Here is a 25598-nt window from a genome sequence, read left to right on the forward strand (position 1 = left end):
TTGTTCCTAAACCTTTACATACTAAGCATTTTTATAGACTTAGCATTTTCAGCTTGTCGAAATAATCAGGGAATGTCTTTGACGTACAACCTGGATCATTAATCGTCACAGGCGTATCGCTCAAAGCAACCAGCGAGAAACACATCGCCATACGGTGATCATCGTAAGTATCAATCGCCGCGTGAGTCAGTTCAGCCACAGGGTTAACAATGATGTAATCTTCACCCTCTTCGACTTCAGCGCCGACTTTACGTAGCTCTGTTGCCATTGCAGCCAAGCGGTCTGTCTCTTTCACACGCCAGTTGTAGACATTACGGATTGCCGTTGTGCCTTTCGCAAACAATGCGGTTGTCGCAATAGTCATCGCAGCATCTGGGATATGGTTATAGTCCATATCAATGCCTTTCAGCTCGCCACAACGAGAGATAACGTAGTCGTCACCCCATTCGATTTCCGCACCCATTTTCTCAAGCGCATCAGCGAATTGGATATCACCTTGGATACTGTTTTTACCAATACCAGTGACCTTAATCTCACCACCTTTGATAGCAGCAGCTGCAAGGAAATATGACGCAGATGATGCATCACCTTCAACCAAGAAATCACCCGGTGCCGAGTAAGATTGCCCGGTAGGAATCACAAACTCTTGGTAATCATTATTGATCACGTCCACACCAAATTGCTTCATGATGTGCAGCGTAATATCGATGTAAGGTTTAGAAACCAATTCACCGTCAATTTTAATGGTCACTTCACCTTCAGCTAAGGGCGCAGCCATCAAAAATGCCGTCAAGAATTGACTAGAGATAGAACCGTCGATAGAAACTGTACCGCTCTTCAGACCAGTACCTGTGATCTTCAATGGCGGGTAGTTTTCATTTTCTAAGTATTCAACGTCGGCACCGGCTTCTCGCAGTGCTGTTACTAAGTGGCCAATTGGGCGCTCTTTCATACGAGGCTCACCAGTAAGAACGTATTCACCGCGACCTAAACATAGTGCAGCCGCCAACGGACGCATCGCCGTACCCGCGTTACCTAAGAAAAGCTCTAGGGCTTTGTCACTTGAAAATGCACCACCAACACCTGTCACTTCACAAACGGTTTTGTCTGCAGACAACTGATAATCAACACCTAACTGAGTCAATGCATTCAACATATGACGAATATCATCACTGTCTAGCAAGTTTGTTAGGCGAGTGGTTCCCGTAGAAAGTGCAGCCAAAAGAAGTGCACGGTTGGAAACGCTTTTTGAACCAGGTAGGTTAACTTCCCCGTTCACTTTTTGAATTGGTTGTAACGTAAGGCTTTCCATTAAATCTTATAGTCCTTGTACCACCCGAAGTCACTGGCGCGTATTTATTTTCGGGTGATGAATAATTCTTCGTACTTGCAGACTAACGAACTTTTCCAACGAACTCCAGAGCTAATCCCGCTCAAACCGATGATTAATTAGCCAATCAATCGTATTTACATACTAGTACACTAGATCGACTCGAACACCATCTGAAAAATAGAGAATTCGTACATCATCGCCTCGGTTGAACAACATCGAGTTATCGACATCTTGGATGATGTTGACCAGCTTGTCGTCTTTGGTTTTGACCAATAACTCGACCAGTTTGTACTCTACTTTATATTGTGTGTTACCTCGGTTACGAGCAATACCCGCGCCCGCTACTGCGCCGACAGCTGTCGCCACTTCTTTACCGGTGCCGCCGCCAAACTGATTACCAATCAAGCCACCAATCGCCGCACCTAACAAGGTTTCCCAACCATTCGCTTTCGACTCAACGATCTCTTGCTGGGTGATGTATCTGACCATATCAATCTCACCATAAACCACCTCGTTTACTGGTCGAGCTTGGTTTCTGTTGTAAGCTGCATTTGCCAACATGGGCAAAACAAGTAAAATCCAAAGCAACTTCTTCATGGTAAAACTCCTAAAGACCTCTTGGTCAGTGATTAATCTGTAATGCGGTACTTATGACTATATACCTAACCGAACTTGATACTACCAGTATAGAGTTTCCTTCGCCTTTCGACGCGCTTGATGAACCCAACGGTCTACTCGCCTTCGGTGGTGATTTATCACCAATGCGAATTTTAAACGCTTATAGCCAAGGTATATTTCCATGGTATGGCCCAGGTGAGCCTATACTTTGGTGGAGCCCTGCACCGCGAGCGGTATTTAATCCTAAGACATTCGAACCGTCAAAAAGTCTTAAAAAGTTTCAAAGAAAGCACAATTACCGAGTCAGCATCAACCAAGCAACGGACAGAGTAATTGGTTATTGCTCTTCACTAAGACCCGAAGAAGAAACCTGGCTAAACAGCGACATGCAGTCAGCCTACCGCAAACTCGCTTCATTAGGTTTCTGCCACTCGGTTGAGGTTTGGCAAGATGATGAACTGATCGGTGGACTTTACGGCTTACAAAGAGGCCAAGTCTTTTGCGGTGAATCGATGTTCAGCCTAAAGACCAATGCCTCTAAAATTGCGCTGTGGTACTTTTGTAAACACTTTACACAATTCGGCGGACAACTGATTGATTGCCAAGTCATGAACCCTCACTTGGAATCCTTAGGCGCTATCGAGGTTGATAGGGATGAATTCCTAGGTTCCCTGCAATTACTCAAAGAATTCTCCGTTAACGATGCATGCTTTCAAACCCAATGGCTAAAGGAAATGCCTTAATGAATCCAGATTTACAACAAATCAGAATTGGATTAACAGACAATCACGCTTGCAGCTACTTACCTCACCTCGAAGAAAGAGTGGCGGTCACGCTTGATGAACACATGCACACCTCAGATAACTATGAAGTTCTGCTTGCGAATGGATTTCGCCGCAGTGGAACGACCATTTACAAGCCACATTGCGATAATTGCTCAGCATGCCAAGCGATTCGGCTTTCAATTCCTGAGGTTAAGCTTTCCAAAAGCCAACGACGGATCCTTAACAAAGGGAAATCACTGCGTTGGGAGCTGAAAGATGAGATGGATGACAACTGGTTTGACTTATACAGTCGCTATATCACCGCTCGTCACCGTTCGGGAACCATGTACCCACCCAAGAAAGAAGAGTTTCTACAATTCTCTAAAAATGAGTGGCTTACTACAAAGTTCATGCACATCTACGAAGAGAACAAGTTGGTTGGTATCGCCGTAACCGACATCATGGCTCACTGTACGAGCGCGTTTTATACCTTCTTCGATCCTGATATAGACATTTCGATGGGAACACTTGGCGTTTTATTTCAGATCCAACATGCCCAGAAAGAGCAAAAACAATGGTTATATTTGGGTTATCAAATCGATGAATGCCCTGCGATGAACTATAAAGTACGATTTCAACGTCATCAAAGGCTAGTAAATCAGCGGTGGCAAGGGTAGAATACGCGACAACTTTACATATTTTGATTTTAACGGCACAATCAAGCCGTTGAAAACCGCCAAATTTCGAAAGAGGATTAGATGGCTAAAGAAGACGTAATCGAGATGCAAGGCACTGTCCTTGATACTCTACCAAACACAATGTTCCGTGTTGAGCTTGAAAACGGTCACGTAGTGACAGCACACATCTCTGGTAAAATGCGTAAGAACTACATCCGTATTCTTACTGGTGATAAAGTAACTGTTGAGATGACTCCATACGACCTTTCTAAAGGCCGCATCGTCTTCCGTGCTCGTTAATTTTTAATTAGCGAATACAATAAGAAGCGGAGCTTAAGGCTCCGTTTTTTATTGCCTGAGCTTTTTACTACACAAGCACATCAATCTCGCATCTCGCATCTCGCATCTCGCATCTCGCATCTCGCATCTCGCATCTCGCAAACATAAAAAAACGCACAACCGAAGTCATGCGTTTTAAATTTAAGCCCTTGAATTATCGTTCACTTCGTTAGTGCATAACCTCTTCTTTCGCACCAACATAGATGAAATCCAATTCGTCTTTTTTCAGGGATACTTTAACCGTGCCGCCATCAACCAAGCTACCGAACAGTAATTCGTTAGCAAGTGGCTTCTTAAGCTTCTCTTGAATCACACGCCCCATTGGGCGAGCACCCATGGTCTTGTCATAGCCTTTATCAGCTAACCAGTGACGAGCATCCTCAGAAACCTCTAAAGACACGCCACGAGCGTCCAGTTGAACCTGAAGCTCGACAATGAACTTATCAACTACTTGACTAATCACACTAGGGTCAAGGCTGTTGAACCAAATGATATTATCAAGACGGTTACGGAACTCAGGAGTAAATACCTTCTTGATTTCGCCCATCGCATCTGGCGCATGATCTTGTTGGATCAGGCCGATCGATTTCTTCTCGGTTTCAGCCACACCTGCGTTGGTCGTCATCACTAGAATCACATTACGGAAATCCGCTTTGCGACCATTGTTGTCAGTTAACGTGCCGTTATCCATTACCTGTAGTAGCAAGTTAAAGATATCTGGGTGAGCTTTCTCGATTTCATCCAGTAACACAACAGAATGCGGGTTCTTGATTACGGCATCAGTTAGCAGACCACCTTGATCGTAACCAACATAACCAGGAGGTGCACCGATCAAGCGGCTCACAGAGTGACGCTCACCGTACTCAGACATATCAAAGCGCAGAAGCTCAATACCCATCAACTTAGACAACTGAACAGTGACCTCTGTTTTACCGACACCAGTAGGACCAGCAAACAAGAATGAACCAACAGGTTTATTGTCTGCACCCAATCCAGCACGGGTCAGCTTAATCGCTTCGCTCAATACATCGATTGCAGGGTCTTGTCCGAATACCAACATTTTCATGCGGTCATCCAGTTTCTGCAGTGTATCTTTGTCTGAAGACGATACTGACTTCTCAGGAATACGCGCCATTTTCGCAACCATTGACTCAATATCAGCCACGCTTACCGTTTTCTTACGACGGCTTGCAGGTGCCAAACGGCTACGAGCGCCCGCTTCATCGATTACGTCAATAGCCTTATCTGGAAGGTGACGTTCATTAATGTATTTAGCAGACAATTCCACAGCGGCACGCAACGCTTTGTTGGTGTAGCGTACTTCGTGGTGGGCTTCGTATTTTGGCTTCAAGCCAATCAGAATCTTGGTTGTATCGTCTAGTGAAGGTTCAATAATATCGATTTTCTGGAAGCGACGAGCTAAAGCACGCTCCTTCTCAAAAATACTGCTGTACTCTTGGTACGTTGTTGAACCGATGCAACGTAATTTACCACTGCTTAGTAGTGGTTTAATTAAGTTTGCCGCATCAACCTGACCACCCGATGCAGCCCCGGCACCGATAATGGTGTGGATCTCATCGATGAACAGAATCGCGTCTTCTTCTTTCTCCAGTTGCTTAAGAATCGCTTTAAAACGCTTCTCAAAGTCACCACGATATTTAGTTCCGGCTAATAGTGAACCGATATCTAGAGAATAAATTACGCTGCTCTGAATGATTTCAGGTACTTGTCCTTCAACGATGCGCCATGCAAGACCTTCCGCGATGGCAGTTTTACCTACACCCGCTTCACCCACTAACAGAGGGTTGTTCTTACGACGACGACACAGAACTTGGATAGTGCGTTCTAGCTCTTTGTCACGACCGATTAGTGGGTCAATATTGCCCTGCTTTGCGACTTCGTTAAGGTTAGTAGCAAAATTTTCTAAACGGTCTTCAGAGTTAGCTTCTTCAGCATTTTCTGCACCACCAAATGAATCGGATGATGAAGGACTGTCGCCTTCGTTGCTCGCTTTGGTAATACCGTGTGAGATGAAGTTAACAATATCTAAGCGACTAATGTCGTTTTTCTTAAGAAGATATGCCGCGTGAGATTCTTGCTCACTAAAAATAGCCACAAGTACGTTAGCACCTGTTACTTCGCTGCGACCTGAAGATTGAACATGAAAAACAGCGCGTTGAAGTACTCGTTGAAAGCTCAACGTAGGCTGAGTTTCGCGAGTTTCGTCGCTTTCAGGGATAAGTGGGGTCGTTTGATCGATAAAAATATCGAGCTCATTGCGAAGAGCATCGAGATCAGCCTGACAAGCTTGGAGCGCTTCCTTGGCCGCATCATTTTCTAATAATGCTAGTAGGAGGTGTTCGACAGTCATGAATTCATGTCGCTTGTCTCGCGCACGAGCAAATGCGCCATTTAAACTCGTCTCTAATTCTTTATTTAGCATAAGTACCTCCTAAGGGAACAACAGTGTTGTTCGAGCAATTTATACTTGCTCCATTGTACATAGTAGCGGATGCTCATTTTCCTTTGAGTACATCGTGACCTGCGCTACCTTTGTTTCCGCTATTTCAGCACTGTATGTGCCGCATATAGCTTTACCTTCATAATGAACCTTGAGCATCACTTCCGTTGCTTTTTCGATATCTAGTGAGAAGAATCGCTCTAGGATCTCGATTACAAAGTCCATGGGCGTGTAGTCATCGTTATTCAACACAACGTTATACATCGCCGGTGGCTTTACTTTTGTTGCTTCTTTCTCCAGTAAATCTGAGCCTGGAGATGCCCATTCAAAGTTTCTGCTCATATCGCTTTGCTAAGGGTTATTTTTCGGAAGTCGTGAGTGTTTACCTAACTCAAATTTACCACATTCACGCTTTACGGTGTACTAAGAAACTGCACCGAGAAACAGTACCAAAAAATATTCCTCTATACTGAGCCTAATCCACCATTTCCATCGCTGCAAATAAAAGATCTCGATTAACAGGATTAACATATGTGATTGATTAAAAAGACGCCATAACTATTGATACTAACGATAAGATTACCGCTAAGTTACTATTTAGTTAATAGTTTGCAGTTAATCTCGAATGTGATTTGTTATTAAAATTGATCACTTTTATACCAATTTACTATTGACTGTGCTCAATCATTAGCTACATTGGAGCTAAAAGGTTTTTTAATACATTTTTGCAACATGAATTAAAATCAGTAACACGCTTCAAAAATTAACAATAAGGAATAATTACGCAGGGTAGCGTTAATTTCCGTAAGCAATGTACGAGATTCAAGCTATTAGCTGAAATTCTTTAGCTGGTAGGAATGATATCAATCGCACTTACAACAATTGATATAACAACGTTAGTAACAAAATGCATGAGGGATGTATAGCATGGCTACAGGTACAGTAAAATGGTTTAACAATGCCAAAGGGTTTGGCTTTATTTGTCCAGAAGGTGAAGACGGCGATATTTTCGCGCACTACTCCACAATACAAATGGAAGGTTATCGAACCTTAAAGGCTGGTCAGCAGGTCGACTATGAAGTAGAAAGTGGACCTAAAGGCTCGCATGCTAGCTCCGTTGTTCCTGTAGAAGGCAGCGCCGCAAAATAGGCGAATGCCAACTCATGTTAACCTCCATCAGTCGTCATTAACGGCGGATAGGTAAACAGAATATTGAAACCGCTCATTTAGTACCTGTAATACAGGCTTACGTGAGCGGTTTTTTTTCGTTTAGGGAACTCTAAAGTGACTCACTAGACCACTAGTTCGCGGATGTATTCTTATTGAGCTAGGTCTTGGGGATATTACAAAAGAACAAAAAAAGACGCTTTAACGTTATCGTTAAAGCGTCTCTCGTTTTGACTTTATCTGTATAACTTAGCTGTCAGACTTAGCAACTCGTTAGCAAATCACGTTCATGACTGACTAACGATGAGTCCAATCACTATGCATCAATAAATGCGTTTAGCGTTGAGCTTGGGCGCATTAGTGTTGAAACCAATGCATCGTCAAGTAGGTAGTAACCACCTAAGTCGCCAGCCACACCTTGAGCGTTGTTCAGTTCTGCAACAATCGCTTCTTCACTTTCAGCCAGTTGACTTGCCACACCTGCAAACTCAGCAGCAAGATCAGCGTCAGCCGTTTGCTCAGCAAGGGCCTTAGCCCAGTATGCCGCTAGGTAGTAGTGGCTACCACGGTTATCAAGCTCACCCACTCGACGTGAAGGAGACTTGTTGTTATCAAGGAACTCACCCGTTGCTTTATCAAGCGCATCAGCAAGAACTTGTGCTTTAGCGTTACCTGTTACTACGCTCAGGTGCTCTAGAGACGCAGCCAATGCCAAGAATTCGCCTAGGGAATCCCAACGCAGGTGGTTTTCTTTCTCTACTTGTTGAACGTGCTTAGGAGCAGAACCGCCAGCACCTGTTTCAAACAGACCACCACCGTTCATTAGTGGAACAATCGATAGCATCTTAGCTGATGTACCAAGCTCTAGAATCGGGAACAAGTCAGTTAGGTAATCACGTAATACGTTACCTGTAACCGAAATAGTATCTAGGCCTTCTTTGATACGAACCAGTGAGTATTGAGTCGCTTCAAGTGGAGCGAGGATCTTAATTTCAAGACCATCGGTATCGTATTCAGGAAGGTACGCTTCAACTTTCTTGATAAGCTGAGCATCATGTGCGCGTGACGCATCTAGCCAAAATACCGCTGGAACACCCGATGCACGAGCACGCGTTACCGCAAGCTTAACCCAGTCTTGGATTGGTGCATCTTTAACCTGACACATACGGAAGATATCGCCTTCCTCTACGTCTTGCTCTAGAAGCACAGCGCCTGAAGCGTCAACAACTTGAACCTGACCAGCAGCTTCAAGGATGAAAGTCTTATCGTGAGAACCGTACTCTTCCGCTTTTTGAGCCATCAAGCCAACGTTTGGTACGCTACCCATCGTTGTTGGATCGAACGCGCCGTTCTCTTTACAGAAATCAATAACCGCTTGGTAGATGCTCGCGTAGCTACGATCTGGGATCATTGCTTTGGTATCTTTTTGCTTACCTTCTGGATCCCACATTTGACCAGAAGAACGCAACATTGCAGGCATTGATGCATCCACAATGATATCGCTTGGTACGTGTAGGTTAGTGATACCGCGATCCGAATCAACCATCGCTAGTGGTGGCTGAGTCTCGTATACCGCTTGCAGGTCAGCTTCGATTGCTTCTTTTTGATCTTGAGGAAGCGCTGCTATCTTCGCGTAGACATCACCGATGCCGTTATTTACATCAACGCCTAGCTCTTCAAACAGCTGACCATGTTTAGCGAATACGTCTTTGTAGTAAACCTTAACCGCGTGACCAAAAATCACTGGGTCAGATACTTTCATCATCGTCGCTTTCATGTGAAGAGAAAGCAGTACGCCTTGCTCTTTAGCCGATGCGATTTCTTTTTCGAAGAACGCAACCAAAGCGGCCTTATTCATCACTGACGCATCAATGATCTCTTTATCTTGCAGTGCAAAAGCTGGCTTCAATGTTTTCTTCGCGCCATCTTTGCCAACGAATTCAATGCTAACTTCTGTAGCACCTTCAATGGTTACTGACTTTTCGCTACCGAAGAAGTCTTTGTCGTCCATACTTGAAACGTGCGACTTAGAATCTGCAGACCAAGCACCCATTGAGTGTGGGTTCTTCTTCGCGTAGTTTTTAACTGAAAGTGGAGCGCGGCGATCCGAGTTACCTTCACGTAACACAGGGTTTACTGCACTGCCTTTGATTTTGTCGTAAGTCGCTTTAACAGCTTTCTCTTCGTCGGTATTTGCTTCTTCTGGGTAATTAGGAAGTGCGTAACCTTTTGACTGTAGCTCTTTGATCGTTGCTTGAAGCTGAGGTACTGATGCAGAGATGTTTGGAAGCTTGATGATGTTCGCTTCTGGTGTCTTAGCCAATTCACCTAGTTCTGCTAATGCATCACCAATACGTTGCTCTTCGTTCAAGTAGTCAGGGAAGTTGGCAATAATGCGCCCTGCAAGTGAAATGTCGCGAGTATCAACGTTAATACCAGAAGAAGCTGTAAAAGATTGAATGATAGGCAGCAGAGAGTAAGTTGCTAGCGCCGGAGCTTCGTCTGTAATGGTATAGATGATCGTTGGTTTTTCAGTAGGCATGAAATTTCCCTATAGTTCTTACAAGCTCATTTAAAGTAGTGAGCGTGTTATAAATTGACCAGTAAGCCACTCTAAGAGTGAAAACTGCTTACTCGATAGTCGTACTCTATCTTATTTTTCATGCAATCTTGATGACAGCATGAACCAAATCCGTGAGTGCGTTGTTATAATAAAACACGAAGGTATAATTAAACAAATCAGGCTTAAGAGTCCATCAACTTGTTCTATTTTGTGTCTTTTAGGCGCGCAAATGATAGCTCAATTCCGTTTCAGTGAAAACTTTTCAGCACACTTCGTTTACATTTTTGCAAGGTAGTTAACATGTCTACTCGCTCACGCAGCGCATCTCGTTCAGACAAACCGGCTCGTTCTGGTGCAACATTAAAACAAAGCGGTAATAGACAAAGCCGAAGCAGTGATAAGAATAACACTGGCAATTCGCACAATAAATCTCACTCCAGTAAGCACCGCTATAAAGGCAAGTCTACCAATGCAAAACCTAAGGTAGCACTCGAAGATCGTAAAGTAATTCTGTTCAACAAGCCTTTCGATACTCTCAGCCAATTTACTGATGGCGAAGGCAGGAAAACGCTAGCGGACTTTATTCCAGTGAAAGACGTTTATGCTGCAGGTCGTCTTGACCGCGACAGCGAAGGGTTAATGGTCTTGACTAATGATGGGATATTTCAAGCTAAGCTAACTCAACCAAACTCAAAATCTCCAAAGACTTACTGGGTACAGGTTGAAGGCACACCTTCTGAGGAAGATTTAGATAAATTGAGAAAAGGTGTCGAACTAAAAGACGGCATGACACTACCGGCTAAAGTCGAAGTGATGCAAGAACCTGAAGTGTGGGATAGAACCCCTCCAGTTCGCTTCAGAGCCGCGATACCGACAACATGGTTGGCTATTACAATCATTGAAGGACGTAACCGTCAGGTAAGACGAATGACAGCCAATATCGGCTTCCCGACCCTACGTCTTATCCGCTATTCCATGGGAAATATGAATGTGGGGCAGCTGCAACCTGGTGAGTGGAAAGAGATCTAAAATTACAGTGCATAGAATATAAAAACAGCCGCTAATTTAGCGGCTGTTTTTATATGCGTTGACAAATATCAGACACAAAAAAGCCAGTCAAAAGACTGGCTTTTATCAACATTTAACAATTACTAATTAGGTAACTATTAGAAGCTGTAGAATGCAGCAGCGAATACGTAAGTTTCTTCGTCGTTGCCTTTACCAGCATCGATGTCTTGAAGAATATCAATACCCATGTCTACACGGTCGTTAAGAGTGTACATAGCTGCAACGTTTACGCGAGAAACGTCTTTGTCAGCTTGGCCATCTTCAGTAGTAGAGTTAGCGTTGTAACCAGCGGCAAGAGTTAGTTGCTCAGTTACTGGGTAACCGGCAGATAGGTAGTAGCCAACTGTTTCAAGGTTAGTAGTGTTCTTAGTAGCTGTTTTGTCGTCTGAACCATCGTTAATCCAGAAGTTAACACCTAAGTCTAGCTCACCAATCTTAGAGTTACCAGACACAGAGTAAACTTGGTAGTCAGCTTCGTCACGAGTTTCGTAACCACCGTAAACATTTACAACTTCGCTTTCAAAACCAACGTAACCGTTCACGCCTTTGTCAGCAGCAGAGTGGTCGTCATCTGTTTCGAAGTAAGAGATGCCGTAAGCAATACCAGAAGTAGCGCCTTGGAACTTAACTACGTTGAATGCATCTGAAGCATCGCCAGCAGAAGAACCGAACTCGTAAGTCATGTCGCCAGCGCCATCAACTTTATCAAGAGCTGTATCATTTTCCCAACCGAAAGATGCAACACCAACACCAGTGTCAAAACCTAACCATGCTTTATCAACGTCTGTACCGAAATCATTTTTAACGCCGAAGCCGTTGTCTTTTTCGTCAGTAGTCCAGTTAAGTTCGAAATCAGTTTCGAAGTAACCAACGATACGGTTGTTTTTGTAGCTAACAGCTAGAGTAAGAGCTGTTGCCCAGTCATCGTACATAGCGTTAGTTTTAGTATCGTAGTAACCACCTAGACCAAGTGAACCAGAAACAGAGAACTGTTCTTTGTGCATTGGGTCAAATTCGAATGTTGGTTTTGCGTTTTCTAGGCCTACGTTCGCGAAAGCTGAAGTTGAAGCTGCTGCGATTGTTAGCGCTAATAGAGTCTTTTTCATAATAAATCCACTGCCTTTTCTAAGAATGGGAGATCCTTGCCCGGTTCCCTTTTTTTATTTTTTATGACTGGTCATTACCACTCTTTGTTGGTTAATCACCGTCACTAAATTTCGAGGTCTAGATTGCAAAAGATTATCCTGCGTGTCAAATAAACTAAAAACAAACCTAAAAAAAACACAAACCAATAAAAATCAAACACTTACATTTTTTTTCATTGTTTTACGAGCAAGTTACCCTTAGTTTTATCAGGAAATATAATAATCCAAAAAAAGAACAGAACAGAATTAACAACCAACAACAATCTACAAAACGACCAACAATCAGAATTTAACACCTGTAGCTAAGTCTTTTTTAATATTTATATTTCGCAACATAAATAAAATCGTTAAGTTCCTGATGGTTCAGTTTTTTTTTGTGAACAAGATCTACCTTTGATTCAAAAGCAAGCTATTTCACCGTAAATGTACCGACTAGTGATATGTGCTACTATCCTCGCTCCGTTACGTAGGTCACAGTATGCTAACTACTAAAATTCAAAATTCTATTCGCACCAGTTATCAAAACCTCCAAGAACAGTTGGACAACTTTGTACCTAGACGTGCTCAAAATTACCTTGTTGCAGAAATAGCGAAGACACTTTGTGGTCAATACCACAAAAGTAATCGCATGATTGTTGCAGAAGCGGGGACAGGGATCGGGAAATCACTGGCTTATTTAATGGCTACTATTCCTGTCGCTGTGCTCAATAATCGAAAAATAGTCATATCGACAGCGACGGTTGCGCTACAAGAACAGCTCGTCAATAAAGATCTCCCTCTATATAGAAGACTGACTGATCGAGAGTTTTCTTTCATATTAGCGAAGGGCAGACAACGTTATTGTTGCTCCGAAAAGCTAGCCGCTGCCTGCGGGGTTGATGGCGGACAAATGACAATGTTCGAATCTAAGCCAAAGAAGAAGGATATCGACCAACTTCAAACCATGTATCGAAGCCTAACCCAAGGTAAATGGGATGGTGACCGCGACTCTTGGCCAAAACCCATCGACAATATGATTTGGCAAATGATTGTCAGCGATAAGCACAGCTGTAACAACAGTATGCCTACGCATAGAGACTGCCCCTTCCAGAAAGCTCGCTCAGAATTAGATAAAGCAGACGTGATTATCGCCAATCACAGTTTAGTGATGGCTGATGCTGACTTAGGCGGCGGTGTGATACTGCCTGAGCCAGAAAATAGCATCTATATATTCGATGAAGCTCACCATTTACCGCATGTAGCCAGAGATCACTCTTCTGCGGCTGCGAGCTTGAAAGGCGCGGCGGCGTGGTTGGAGCGTTTGAATCAATCAATCACCAAGCTTTCAGGCCTCGCTGACGAGAAACGTGTCCACCGATTTCGAAACGAACTGCAAGACTCAGTGCAACAGCTGATCCCTACCCTGACTCAAATGAGCAAACAGTTTGACGCTAGCCACTTTGAAGACGGCTTGTATCGCTTCGAACATGGCGACTTACCTGAGTGGCTTGAGAATGAATCTAAAGATCTCAAGCAGCTCACGCAAAAGGCGAGCCAAGCCGTTGCGAAGATTGCAGACCTGATTGCAGAACGAGTTAAAGACGGAGAACTTTCAGCAAAGCTTGCAGAGCCGGCACTGGCAGAAATTGGCTTCTATATACAAAGAACAGAGAACCTTGCTCAAGTTTGGCGCTTAATGGCTGAACCGAAGAGAGAAAAAGGCGCTCCTTTGGCTCGTTGGCTCGAACTGAATAAAGAAAGTGAAGGCGATTTCGTTGTTAATGTTTCACCACTCGAGGTGGGTTGGCAACTGGACCAGCAAATCTGGAGCCGCTGTGTGGGTGCCGTATTAGTATCTGCGACCATGAGAGCGCTCAACTCTTTCAGCTTTTTCTGCCATCAAGCTGGTATCAGCCAAAAAGCAGAAGATGGCGTTCAATTTTTGGCTTTGGCATCACCGTTTGATTACCAGAACCAAGCTGAGCTGATCGTTCCGGCAATGAAGTACGAACCACAAGCACCTCAGTTTACCGAATATCTTATTGAAATTTTGCCTAAGGTAATAGAAGACAAAAAAGCCAATCTCGTTCTATTCTCTTCTTACTGGCAAATGAACAAAGTTGCAGAGGCTTTAGCAACAGATTTCGTTAAAAAGTCGTGGGCATTGCAGGTTCAAGGTGATACATCACGAACTGAAATCCTAAAAAAACATAAAAAGCTAATAGACCAAGGTAAAACCAGCGTTCTTTTTGGAACTGGCAGCTTTTCTGAGGGTCTTGATCTACCGGGTGAGCTTCTTGAAAACCTCATTATTACCAAGATTCCTTTTGGTGTTCCTACCTCTCCTGTAGAGCAAGCACATTCAGAATATATTGAATCACGCGGTGGTAACCCTTTTATGCAGATTACTGTTCCAGATGCGAGTAAAAAGCTTATTCAATCTGTGGGTAGACTACTGCGTAAGGAAAGAGATTCTGGTAAAGTCACGATCCTTGATAGACGCATAGTAACGAAGCGATACGGAAAGTCCCTACTCGATTCACTACCGCCTTTTAAAAGAACAATAAAATACTAATATCCCCTGCCCTCGTGGTAGTTATGGGCCTGTCATCGCTAGGCCCTTGCATTCACAACCCAACATGACTAATCCATCGATTTTTCATGTGGCTGCCCTATCAGCCGATAACGAGAACACTAGCTATTTATGGAAATGATTGAGCCAACCATGTTGGTCATACTTGCTCTGGTTGCATTTGCAGCAGGCTTTATTGATGCTGTCGCAGGTGGCGGAGGGATGTTAACCGTTCCAGCTTTACTATCACTTGGTTTACCGCCACACATCGCATTGGGTACTAACAAGCTTGCAGCAACGTTCGCTTCATCTACAGCTGCATTCACTTACTACCGTAAAAAGCTGTTCAAGCCTGAGTGTTGGGTCAATGCGTTCATATCTACTTTAATAGGTGCCACCATCGGCACACTCACTGTTGATGCTATTAGCACTGAGTGGTTAGAGAAGGTATTGCCGTTAGTCATTCTTGCCGCAGCGGTCTATACCATTTTTCATAAGACTCCAGATGTGAGCCATAATGTGTCTCCTAAGCCTTGCCCTGTACTTAAGAGAAAACAAAAGTACCAAGGATTCATTCTTGGTTTTTATGATGGGGTTGCAGGCCCAGGAACTGGCGCGTTTTGGACGGTAAGCTCTATGGCGCTTTATCGCTTAAACATCTTACTTGCCTCTGGTCTATCCAAAGCCATGAACTTTACCAGTAACTTTACCTCTTTGGTGACCTTCGCGATTCTTGGTCATATTGATTGGGTTCTAGGTTTAACCATGGGTCTTTGTTTGATGGCCGGCGCATTCGTTGGCGCTCACTCTGCTATTCGTTTCGGTGCTACATTTATACGACCTGTGTTTGTTACCGTAGTAAGCGTACTTGCAATTAAACTGGCATATGAAGCTTGGTTTGTGAACTTATAGGCAGTAGCCAACGGGAAGTGAAATGAATCAATTTTCAAAGCTAAAAAGTGTCATTGATACCTTGATTGGCCATTGCTCGCAGGTTGATAAATCTCGAGGGGCTTATCATCAAGCCTTATTTGACCGAGCCTTATTTAAATGTGGGGCCTCTGTTTTGCTTCCCTATGCACTTGAAACTCAGGCAACGTACCGCACCATTGTACGTGAACAAACCACAAATCAACTGACCGCATCCAGAGCCAACTACCTGACAGAAAAGCTGACCAATCAGATTGCAGCAATCCAAAGAGAGTTAGCCAACCACGATTTACGCTTGGACCGAAAAAGTAAGTCAGGGAAAACCCTTAACGACCTATACAACGAACTCGCTCAGCACCAAGACTGGCAAAAGCGATTGGTCGATTTAGTACGAGTACGAAAGTTAACGTTTGATTCTGCGCCTCGCCACAGTAAGAAAAAAGCGGAAGAGGCTTGGCAGTTAGCAAAAGAGCGATTAGAACGCTGTGAAGACTCAATGAAAAATATTGAGAGACTGATTAACTTAGAGAACCCTAAGCGAAATGAACACTGATAACACACCATCACCACTGGATAATGCACCAGAAGAAGTTAAGTTAGCTGTCGACCTGATCTATCTGCTCGAAAGCAACGAAATCGATCCAAAAGTCGCGTTAGAAGCAATCAAAATTGTCCAGCAAGATTTACAAGCCAAACTAGCATCTAGCATCTAGCATCTAGCATCTAGCATCTAGCATCTAGCATAAAAATATACAGGATTCACATGTACCAACTTAGCTTTTCTATGCCCGAGTTTCTTGAAAACTACTGGCATAAAAAACCAACCATCTTAAAGGGTGGCTTCCAAAACTTCGTCGACCCAATTTCGCCGGAAGAACTTGCTGGTTTATCGATGGAAGAAGAAGTGGATTCTCGCTTTGTCTCTAACCTCGACAATCAGTGGACTGCAGAACACGGCCCATTCTCTGAAGAAAAATTTGGCGAATTAACCGAAAGTCATTGGCAACTGATCGTTCAAGCTGCGAACCACTGGCACCAAGGCGCAAATCAGCTGACTGAGGCATTCCAAGCGTTACCAAACTGGTTATTCGACGATCTCATGATCTGTTACTCAGCACCTGAAGGCGGCGTAGGCCCACATATTGATCAATACGATGTCTTCATCATTCAAGGTCAAGGTAAACGTCAATGGAAGGTTGGCGCTAAAGATGTTGGCCAATACAAAGAGACTGTTCAAGCGTCTGCACTTCGTCAAATTGAAGGTTTTGACCCGATCATTGATGAAACTTTAGAGCCGGGCGATATCCTTTATATCCCACCGGGTTTCCCACATGAAGGGAACACGTTAGAGCCGTCAATGAGCTACTCTATTGGCTACCGCTCCCCTAAAGAACAAGAGCTGATCAGCAACTTTGCCGATTTTGTGCTTGCTCATGATATGGGTGACGTACACCTGCACGATCCAGAATTCAAAACGCAAGAAGGCTACGGAAAAATTCGTTCATCGGATTTAAGCAATCTCACAGACATGTTGAAATCTGCACTAGAGCAACCTGAAACCATCAGTGAATTCATGGGTTGTCTGCTAAGCCAATCACGCCACCAGCTTGATATCGTGGCTCCAGAGCCACTATGGACTCAAGAAGAGATCGCTCAACACTTAGAGTCTGAAGGTGAGATTCACCGAGTATCAGGCTTAAAAGCGCTCTACCACGAAAATGAAAGCAACACGGCTTACATTAATGGTGAGGTGGTTAAGGTTGATGAAGCGGATTCTTCGTTACTCAACATACTTTGCGATGAGACCATGATTACCTCGGCTACTGCCCTATCTCCTTCGGGCATAACTGTCGTGACTGAATTGGTCAACAAAGGCTACTGGTTTATCGAAGAGTAAGCAGCGTCAACCGCTGGTTATTGACCAGCTTCTAGAGAAACAATTAAAAAAGGGACAAATGAAATCTTCATTTGTCCCTTTTTCTATTCAAGAATTGGTTAAGGATTAATGCTTATACCTTGAACTGATTGACCAATTTCTGTTGTTGTTGAGACAGCTGGTCAATTTCATTACCCACTTGCTCAGAAGCCGCGGCTTGCTCCAAGATCTTCGCACTCAAATCGCGAATATTAACCACGCTTTGATTTACTTCACCGGAAACCGATTGTTGCTCTTCAGCTGCTCGAACGATCTGACTGTTCATATCACTGATCGCCTCAATAGAAGTAAAGATCGACCCCAGATCTTCAACTGCTTTCTGAACGTGTAGTGCTGTGTCGTTTGCAAGTATATTGCCTTCTTGTATCGCTTCAACGACATCTTGAGTTCCAGCATGAACCTTGTCGATCACCGCTCTGATCTCACCAACCGATGATTGTGTGCGACTTGCGAGGTTTCTTACCTCATCCGCAACAACAGCAAAGCCACGGCCTTGTTCGCCAGCACGAGCCGCTTCAATCGCCGCATTCAATGCCAGTAAGTTAGTTTGCTCAGAAATCCCCTCAATAACACTTAAGATCTCGGTGATGTTACCGTTATTTTTTGCCAACTCTTCAACAATAGGAACAGCACTCGACATACGTTCCACCAGCTTTCTCATTTCACCGGCTGAAAGTTCGATGACTTGTTGCCCTTGTTTAGCAGAACGATTCGCTTCACAAGCAGCATCAACCGCCACTTCTGCATTTTGTACCACTAAGCCCGCTGTTTGAGTCATCTCTTCGGCCGCTGTCGCCACAAGATCGACTTCTTTAAATTGAGATTCGCTACTTTCTCGGGTACTTGATGCCGATGCTTTAGCCTGGCTTGTCGTGCTCGCCACTTGTTCAGTGGTGTGAATAACTTCTTTGATCGTGTGTTGTAGCTTGTCTAAGAATAAGTTGAATCCTTTAGACAACTGACCAATTTCGTCTTGAGACTTAACCTCTAAACGCTGCGTCAAATCCCCTTCACCAGAAGCAATATCATTAAGTCGCTCAACCACTTGTCGAATAGGTTTAACAATTGAAAGTGAAGCAAATGCGATAATGGCTAAACCGAACAAAATGAACACAGTACCGGCAATCACTTCCGTCTTAATGCCTTCACTTAACTTGGTACTAATGATGGAATCCAATTTGTTGGCATCAGCGACGACGCTCTCTCTTGGGATCTCGAACAACACACCCCAAGTTTGGTTAGCCGCAACAACAGGTGCAAAGGCAAGTAACCACTCACCGTTGTCGCTCCATTGCGTTGTCACTTCACCACCAAAGATAAAGTCGGTCATTAAATCACTGTTTGTATTGTCACTTTGGAAGATTGAACCAACTGCAATGCTTGAATCATCAGAAGCGATGACTGAACCATCTAGACTAACCACATAAGCTTTACCCGCACCGTTAAACAAGCTCTGGTCAGATTGAGTAATCACACTGGTTAAACCATCGAGTCTTAGATCAATACCAAGAAAACCAATAGCAACGTCGTCAACCAAAATAGGGACTGAAATAGAGGACGTAAGTAGTGCTACACCTCCGCTGTTAACCACTCTAGGCGTACTAATACATGTTTGCCCTGAAGACAAAGGACAGTAAAAACGTTCGCTATTGCTGTCATCATTCAAGATAGATTCTGAAAGAACGTTCGCTAGAACATTTTCACCGTTATCTGCCACCTTCCAGTAAGGAGCAAAACGACCTTTTTCGTTAGAGCCAACATAATCAGCATCGACATAATTCGCATCTTCACTATCGAGCAAGTCAGGCTTGAAAACTAGATACGCTCCTTGAATAGAGTCGAAGTTTAAAACCGAGCGACGAACCATTTCATCCAAGGCGGTACGAAGCTCTTCACTTGGCGTAAAGTTTTCGTCTGCATTGTTCTTTAGAAACTGAGCACTGGCCGCAAGCATCTCTGCGCGGTAAATAGCTTCGTCTACATAACGTTGAGTTTCTTGAGCATTAAGCTGAGAAACAGACGCCAACAACTGCTGAGTTTTATTGATAACTGATTCTGAACTTTGAGATTTGATGACTTGTTGATTGCTCGTTGCGTTGTAGATCGAGAAACCAATAAGAGACAGTGACGTAATGATTAAACAACAACCTGCTAAGAGGGTTATTTTCCACTGTACCGATAGAGAGCGCATTTAATATCCTTATTTAAGCCAAAAGACTTCCATAACCATAACTATCACATCGACAACGAATTGCTGTACACAATGTAAATGAGTTAGACGAATAGCTTAGCGGATAATTACAGCACAAATTGCTTACATATAAAACGAAAGTTTACACAAATGTTAATAGAGCGTGTTTTCTTCCTTTTTTCTGTGATTTCAAATGATGTACTCATATAATCATTGGCTATGTTGCTTAGGTTTTAGCGCTTTGGATATAGCCAAAACATCGATATTTAAAGGAAGCCCACTCCACCCTCTCCCTCTTTAAAATGCAGCGATTTCGGATTAGTTTTTATAATCCAAGTTATAGATTTTTATCTTGCTCAACTTCACATTTTTTGATTGCTAAGCCCGCAATCAAGCTCTAATATCTCGCGCCTAGATTCCCTGATCACTTTATTCATTTGGCTCTCCTTTAATGGAGCGCTAAGGCTTTTTACGTCTTAATTTTTGGAGAGATACGCAAATGTCCGCCTCGTTTCCATTAGCGAAACTTACCTTTTTAATCGCTATTCTGACTGCCGTAGGTCAAATGACTCAAACGATGTACGTGCCTTCTATCGGTCATATGGCAGGTGAGTTCTTAGTTTCGGCATCTTCACTGCAAGCGGTGATGGCGTGTTACTTGATCCCTTATGGTCTGTCGCAATTTGTCTACGGCCCACTTTCTGATCGCCTAGGTCGTAAACCGATCATCGTGATTGGTTTGATCATCTACATCATCGGTACTTTGGTAGCATTGTTCGCTCACGAATATGAATGGTTCTTAGCGGGCAGCTTTATCCAAGGTTTGGGCATCGGTTGTGGTGGTGCGATGTCTCGTACATTGACTCGCGACTGTTTTGAAGGCGCAGAGCTGCACCGTGCAAACAGCTTAATTAGCATGTGTGTGATTTTTTCACCATTGATGGCTCCTGTATTAGGCGGTTACCTAACAGAAGTTTTCGGCTGGCGTTCTAGCTACTTGTTCCTTGCGCTGTTCGGCATTGCTGTTGTGATCACTATGATGACGAGCATGATGGAAACACTGCCGAAAGAACGACGCAAGCATGAATCGGTTGCCAACAGCTACAAATTCGTTCTGTCTGATAAACGTTTCCAAGGTTTCTTATTGGTATTGGTCGCAACATTTGCTGGTGTAGCCGTATTTGAAGCAGCGGCAGGTGTGTTGCTTGGTGGCGTACTTGGCTTACCGGCAACCACAGTAAGCTTGCTGTTTGTCTTGCCTATTCCGGGTTACTTAGTCGGTGCTGGCTTATCTAGTTACATCGCACAACGTCGCTCTGAGCGCCGCGCACTGAATGTTGGTCTAGTAGCTATCTTGGTAGGCTCAACAGTGGTATTGATACCGGGTCTGTTTGGTCAAACAACAGCATTAACCTTAATTGGCGGTGCAACCATTTACTTCTTGGGCGCTGGCATATTATTCCCAGCGGCGACAACAGGGGCACTTTCGCCATTCCCGTACCACGCTGGTACTGGAGGTGCGATTTTAGGTGGCATGCAAAACCTGGGGGCTGGCATCGCAACACTATTGGCATCTTTCTTCCCGGCTCAAGACCAACTGCCACTCGGTTGCCTGATGATTGCTATGTCATTCATCGCTATGCTTGGTTTACGTTGGGTTAATCGTAAACCTGACCATTCAAACGAAATACCATTGGCTATTTAACGTAAAACTCGAATCCTGCTCAATAATGAAAAGGGACATACTGAAAAGTGTGTCCCTTTTTTGTTGCACATTATTCCTTCCACTCTCACGTATCAGTAATTTCATTTAACATTGCTTTGATTTTTTGAAAACAATAACAGACACTTACGATGAAGGTGCATATCCAGAATCCAATTATAAATAATATCACTGGAAGATACCCAACCAACAAAGGATGCTGGCATCAAAAAGAGTAAGGTGCACACTAAGGATATATAGATGCGTATCGCTTTAACCACATTAGCCGTATCAATAGCGCTTGTCGCCGGATGCAGCAATCAAGGAATCTCAACCATGAACCACTACTCTCAATCACAACTCGTCGCTCAGCAAACCCAAGCACCCGTTGCTAAGAAAGTCCCTCACGCAATGACGATTCATGGTGACACTCGAATCGATGATTACTACTGGATGCGCGACGATGCACGCCAAGATCCAGAGATCTTGCAACAACTTGAACAAGAGAATCAGTACGCAGATACAGTGCTGAAACATACAGAAGCGTCACAAAAACAATTATTTGAAGAGATTAAAGGCCGAATCGCGAAAGACGACAATTCGGTACCGGTTCGCAAAGGCAGTTACTATTACTCGAATAAGGTCACAGGTGACAACGAATACCCAGTTCACCTGCGTGAAAAAAACTTTTTAGGCACAGACAAGCAAGTCATCTTAGATGTTAACGAGCTAGCAAAAGAACATGAGTTTTTCAGCATTGGTGGCTTAACGGTCAGCCCAGACGAAAATTTGTTGGCCTATGGCGAAGATACGCTGAGCCGCCGAATTTACACCATCAAGATCAAAGACCTCACGACAGGTGAATACCTAAAAGATGAAATTGAAGGCGCTTCGAGTGCTATCGCGTGGCAAAACGACAACCAAGCCTTCTACTACATCAAAAAAGACCCACAAACATTGCTGGGTTATCAAGTTTACCGCCACGTGTTAGGCACTGCCCAGGCAAGCGATGAGTTAATCTACGAAGAAACCGATAGCGCTTACTACACCTCTTTGAGTAAAAGCAAAGATGGTGAACAGGTCTACATTTGGCACTCGAGCACAGAAACCAGCGGTGTTTCAGTCATCGATGCCAACAACCCAAAGGCTACAGCTGAGGCTTTCTACCCAAAAGAGACCGGCATAGAGTACAGCATCGCTAAGCTAGGTGATTGGTATTACATCTACACCAACTACCAAGCGGTCAACTTCCGTTTAATGAAAGTCACCGCCGAAGAGGTGCATGACCGCTCAAAATGGGTCGATGTCATACCAGCGGACGATAATACTCAGCTTGTTGATTTCGAGTTGTTTGATGACCATCTTGTTTACGAGCAACGCGCGGATGGCTTGTCTACAGTGAAAGTTCGCCAACTCTCAACAGGCCACGAGTTCCCACTTGAATTTAACGACACCGCATTTGCCGCTTACCTAACGAGTAACTATGAATTAGATAACTCAAAAGTTCGTATCTATTACAGCAGCTTAACCACGCCAGGTACTTATTATGATTTCGACCTAAGTACAGGTGAATCTGAACTCATGAAGCAAACACCTGTATTAGGTGATTTTAACGCGGATAACTACCAATCAGAGCGAATCATGGTTACGGCCCGCGATGGTAAGCAAGTCCCTGTTTCTTTGGTTTATCGCAAAGATTTATTCAAGAAAGACGGCACTAATCCAATCTACCAATACGGCTACGGGTCTTACGGCTCTACGATTGAACCTACCTTCAGCTCAACTCGCCTAAGCCTACTGGATAGAGGTTTTGTTTATGCCATAGCACATGTCCGCGGTTCAGAAATGCTTGGTCGCCCTTGGTATGAAGATGGCAAGAAACTGACGAAACAAAACACGTTCAACGACTTTATTGATGTAACCAAAGAGCTTGTTGAAGAAGGCTATGGCGCAAAAGATAAAGTGTTCGCCGTTGGTGGCTCTGCTGGCGGTCTATTGATGGGAGCAATCATCAACCAAGCACCAGAACTGTACCGTGGTATTGGTGCGCATGTTCCGTTTGTAGACATTGTGACAACCATGCTCGATGAATCGATTCCTCTAACCACCAACGAGTATGACGAATGGGGCAACCCGAACGATAAAACCTACTACGATTACATGCTGGGGTACTCACCGTACGACAACATTAAGGTACAAAACTACCCGAACATGTTGGTAACGACAGGCCTGCATGACTCACAGGTGCAATATTTTGAGCCAATGAAATGGGTCGCGAAGCTGCGGGAGATGAAAACAGACAACAACGTGTTGCTATTCAAAACAGATATGGAAGCTGGTCACGGTGGCGCTTCTGGTCGATTTAAGCGGTTGAAAGAAGACGCACTTGAATACGCGTTCTTTTTGGATTTACTAAACACTCAATAGATTCTACGTAACTGTCAGTATTCACATCATTTAATGTCGCTATTTTGTCTCTACAAAGTGGCGACAGAAATTATTAAGCATGGTTAAATACGATGAACCATGAAATCCACCAAATCAAAAACCTTTAAAGACAAGCAGTGACAAAGGTTTACGAGAGGTATAAAACAAATGAAAGTAATTAGCTTCAACATCAACGGCCTTAGAGCCCGCCTTCACCAACTGCAAGCTATTATCGACAAACACCAACCCGACGTGATTGGTCTGCAAGAGATAAAAGTACACGATGAAGCCTTCCCAATTGCTGATGTTGAAGCAATGGGCTACAAGGTTTACTTCCACGGCCAAAAAGCCCACTACGGTGTGGCGATGTTGTGTAAGCAAGAGCCTATCTCTGTGCAGAAGGGTTTCCCAACAGATAATGAAGATCATCAAAAACGCATGATCATGGCGACGTTTGAAGATGAAAATGGTGAAAAGGTTACGGTGCTGAATGGCTACTTCCCGCAAGGGGATAACATCAAGCATGAAACAAAATACCCGTACAAACGCCAGTTCTACAAAGACTTGATGACCTACCTGAACGACTATCACAACAAAGATGAGCAGATCATCGTGATGGGTGACATCAATATCAGCCCTATCGATGCAGACATCGGTATCGGCGAGCCAAATGCAAAACGTTGGTTGAAAACGGGCAAGTGTTCATTCCAGCCTGAAGAGCGTGAATGGCTAAAAACATTGATGGATTGGGGCTTCGTAGATACGTTCCGTCAACTACACCCAGAAGTCACAGATCAATACTCGTGGTTTGATTACCGTTCAAAAGGTTTCGTGGACAACCGCGGCCTACGTATTGATGTAGTTCTAGCAACTCAGAAACTTGCTGATAAGTGTACTGAAGCTGGCATCGATTACGAGCTACGCGGCATTGAAAAACCGTCAGATCACGCTCCGATTTGGTCAACGTTTAAGTAAACAACAAAGTCTGCAAATAAAAAACGGCGCTCAATGAGCGCCGTTTTTATTAACTGTATAGATACCGAGCAATTAGCTAAGGGGTCTTAGGTAAGCAAGGAAACGCTTCTCTGCGAATTTGAAAATCGCGATGATGATAAACGTTAGCGCCATGTAGAACAGACCTGCCGTTAGGAAAGACTCGAATGGAGCATAGTAACGAGAGTTAACCAAACGCGCTGCACCTGTTAAGTCCATAATGGTTACGATACCAGCTACCGCAGAGCCGTGAAGCATAAAGATGACTTCATTACTGTAAGCCGGCAGTGCGCGACGTAAAGCGCTTGGCAAAATGATACGACGGTAAGTCTTCGGTGTACTCATGCCGTAAGCTTTTGCTGCTTCAACTTCACCTTTCGGTAAGCCGTTAATCGCACCACGAATGATTTCTGCAGTATAAGCTGACGTGTTAAGAATGAATGCCACCAAAGCACAGAACCATGCGTTTTCCCATAATGTGTCTTTCACTGGAAAAAATTGGTCCATACCGTAGTAAATCAGGTACAGCTGAACCAGTAATGGCGTACCACGGAAGAAATAGATGAATGACCAAGCCGGAGCGTTAATCAGCATATTTGGGCTGTTACGAGCGATCGCTAATGGTATGGCGACAAATAAGCCAATAATCAAAGCGACACAAACCATCCAAGCCGTTGTCCATAAACCACCAAGGTAAATCGGTAGGCTTTCAATTATCAATGAAAAGTCCATA

The 25598-nt window shown here is 43.9% G+C and carries 21 protein-coding genes; 13 read left to right on the forward strand and 8 right to left on the reverse strand.

Going from position 1 to position 25598, the window contains the following annotated elements; translation table 11 throughout:
• Positions 1-31: 31 nt before the first annotated feature.
• Entirely contained in the window at positions 32-1312 is a 1281-nt protein-coding gene (aroA, locus tag HRQ85_RS12505; protein WP_017062105.1) for a 3-phosphoshikimate 1-carboxyvinyltransferase, read from the reverse strand.
• Between the two features lie 162 nt (positions 1313-1474).
• Positions 1475-1930, reverse strand: coding sequence for a glycine zipper 2TM domain-containing protein (locus HRQ85_RS12510; RefSeq protein WP_172379751.1), 456 nt, complete (start codon positions 1928-1930; stop codon positions 1475-1477).
• A 53-nt stretch (positions 1931-1983) separates the two neighbouring features.
• On the opposite strand from HRQ85_RS12510, the gene aat reads away from it, so the two are divergent.
• From aat to infA, 3 genes are all read left to right on the forward strand, one after another.
• Positions 1984-2694, forward strand: coding sequence for a leucyl/phenylalanyl-tRNA--protein transferase (gene aat, locus HRQ85_RS12515; RefSeq protein WP_172379752.1), 711 nt, complete (start codon positions 1984-1986; stop codon positions 2692-2694).
• On the forward strand, positions 2694-3392 hold the full coding sequence (locus HRQ85_RS12520; RefSeq protein WP_086775872.1) for an arginyltransferase: 699 nt from the start codon (positions 2694-2696) through the stop codon (positions 3390-3392). The genes aat and HRQ85_RS12520 overlap by 1 nt, the downstream gene beginning before the upstream one ends.
• A gap of 81 nt (positions 3393-3473) precedes the next feature.
• The gene (infA, locus tag HRQ85_RS12525; RefSeq protein ID WP_001040192.1) at positions 3474-3692 is read left to right on the forward strand and encodes a translation initiation factor IF-1; all 219 of its coding nucleotides are present in this window, start codon (positions 3474-3476) and stop codon (positions 3690-3692) included.
• A gap of 208 nt (positions 3693-3900) precedes the next feature.
• On the opposite strand, the gene clpA is transcribed toward infA, so the two are convergent.
• Together clpA and clpS are read right to left on the reverse strand one after the other, a co-directional pair.
• The gene (gene clpA, locus HRQ85_RS12530) at positions 3901-6174 is read right to left on the reverse strand and encodes an ATP-dependent Clp protease ATP-binding subunit ClpA (protein ID WP_048607331.1); all 2274 of its coding nucleotides are present in this window, start codon (positions 6172-6174) and stop codon (positions 3901-3903) included.
• Between the two features lie 39 nt (positions 6175-6213).
• The gene (gene clpS / locus HRQ85_RS12535) at positions 6214-6534 is read right to left on the reverse strand and encodes an ATP-dependent Clp protease adapter ClpS (protein WP_004737430.1); all 321 of its coding nucleotides are present in this window, start codon (positions 6532-6534) and stop codon (positions 6214-6216) included.
• A 585-nt stretch (positions 6535-7119) separates the two neighbouring features.
• Here clpS and cspD point away from each other — a divergent pair.
• Positions 7120-7341, forward strand: a complete 222-nt coding sequence (cspD, locus tag HRQ85_RS12540) for a cold shock domain-containing protein CspD (protein WP_004736548.1) — start codon at positions 7120-7122, stop codon at positions 7339-7341.
• A 334-nt stretch (positions 7342-7675) separates the two neighbouring features.
• On the opposite strand, the gene HRQ85_RS12545 is transcribed toward cspD, so the two are convergent.
• The gene (locus HRQ85_RS12545; RefSeq protein ID WP_048612733.1) at positions 7676-9901 is read right to left on the reverse strand and encodes an NADP-dependent isocitrate dehydrogenase; all 2226 of its coding nucleotides are present in this window, start codon (positions 9899-9901) and stop codon (positions 7676-7678) included.
• A gap of 321 nt (positions 9902-10222) precedes the next feature.
• Between HRQ85_RS12545 and HRQ85_RS12550 the strand changes: the two genes are divergently transcribed.
• Positions 10223-10951: a pseudouridine synthase gene (locus HRQ85_RS12550; RefSeq protein WP_172379753.1), complete on the forward strand. Its 729-nt coding sequence runs from the start codon at positions 10223-10225 to the stop codon at positions 10949-10951.
• A gap of 137 nt (positions 10952-11088) precedes the next feature.
• Here the strand turns inward: HRQ85_RS12550 and HRQ85_RS12555 are convergent, their stop codons facing one another.
• Complete coding sequence (locus tag HRQ85_RS12555) at positions 11089-12096, reverse strand: membrane protein (RefSeq protein ID WP_048616244.1); 1008 nt, start codon at positions 12094-12096, stop codon at positions 11089-11091.
• Positions 12097-12613: 517 nt separating this feature from the next.
• Between HRQ85_RS12555 and dinG the strand changes: the two genes are divergently transcribed.
• The 5 genes from dinG (at position 12614) to HRQ85_RS12580 (ending at position 17513) form a co-directional block, all read left to right on the forward strand.
• Positions 12614-14689: an ATP-dependent DNA helicase DinG gene (dinG, locus tag HRQ85_RS12560; protein ID WP_172379754.1), complete on the forward strand. Its 2076-nt coding sequence runs from the start codon at positions 12614-12616 to the stop codon at positions 14687-14689.
• 129 nt (positions 14690-14818) lie between these two features.
• On the forward strand, positions 14819-15598 hold the full coding sequence (locus HRQ85_RS12565) for a sulfite exporter TauE/SafE family protein (RefSeq protein ID WP_017062114.1): 780 nt from the start codon (positions 14819-14821) through the stop codon (positions 15596-15598).
• Positions 15599-15620: 22 nt separating this feature from the next.
• Positions 15621-16169, forward strand: coding sequence for a primosomal replication protein (locus HRQ85_RS12570; protein WP_172379755.1), 549 nt, complete (start codon positions 15621-15623; stop codon positions 16167-16169).
• A complete protein-coding gene (rsmS, locus tag HRQ85_RS12575; RefSeq protein ID WP_017055021.1) occupies positions 16159-16329 on the forward strand; it encodes a pleiotropic regulatory protein RsmS in 171 nt (56 codons plus the stop codon). Before HRQ85_RS12570 ends, rsmS begins: the two co-directional genes overlap by 11 nt.
• A gap of 50 nt (positions 16330-16379) precedes the next feature.
• A complete protein-coding gene (locus tag HRQ85_RS12580; protein WP_086971790.1) occupies positions 16380-17513 on the forward strand; it encodes a ribosomal protein uL16 3-hydroxylase in 1134 nt (377 codons plus the stop codon).
• A gap of 112 nt (positions 17514-17625) precedes the next feature.
• Here HRQ85_RS12580 and HRQ85_RS12585 read toward each other — a convergent pair whose 3' ends face one another.
• Complete coding sequence (locus HRQ85_RS12585) at positions 17626-19743, reverse strand: methyl-accepting chemotaxis protein (RefSeq protein WP_172379756.1); 2118 nt, start codon at positions 19741-19743, stop codon at positions 17626-17628.
• Between the two features lie 499 nt (positions 19744-20242).
• Here HRQ85_RS12585 and emrD point away from each other — a divergent pair, with 499 nt between their 5' ends.
• From emrD to xthA, 3 genes are all read left to right on the forward strand, one after another.
• Positions 20243-21448 carry a multidrug efflux MFS transporter EmrD gene (gene emrD / locus HRQ85_RS12590; RefSeq protein ID WP_029405581.1) on the forward strand — a complete coding sequence of 402 codons (1206 nt, stop codon included), beginning with the start codon at positions 20243-20245 and terminating at the stop codon, positions 21446-21448.
• A 333-nt stretch (positions 21449-21781) separates the two neighbouring features.
• Positions 21782-23872: a S9 family peptidase gene (locus tag HRQ85_RS12595; protein WP_172380064.1), complete on the forward strand. Its 2091-nt coding sequence runs from the start codon at positions 21782-21784 to the stop codon at positions 23870-23872.
• A 168-nt stretch (positions 23873-24040) separates the two neighbouring features.
• A complete protein-coding gene (gene xthA, locus HRQ85_RS12600; RefSeq protein WP_172379757.1) occupies positions 24041-24847 on the forward strand; it encodes an exodeoxyribonuclease III in 807 nt (268 codons plus the stop codon).
• A gap of 72 nt (positions 24848-24919) precedes the next feature.
• On the opposite strand, the gene HRQ85_RS12605 is transcribed toward xthA, so the two are convergent.
• Complete coding sequence (locus tag HRQ85_RS12605; protein WP_017062123.1) at positions 24920-25597, reverse strand: ABC transporter permease; 678 nt, start codon at positions 25595-25597, stop codon at positions 24920-24922.
• Between the last annotated feature and the right edge of the window lies 1 nt (position 25598).

It is taken from the genome of Vibrio sp. Vb339 (genome assembly GCF_902751245.1).
In the GTDB taxonomy this organism is placed as follows: Bacteria; Pseudomonadota; Gammaproteobacteria; order Enterobacterales; family Vibrionaceae; genus Vibrio; species Vibrio coralliirubri.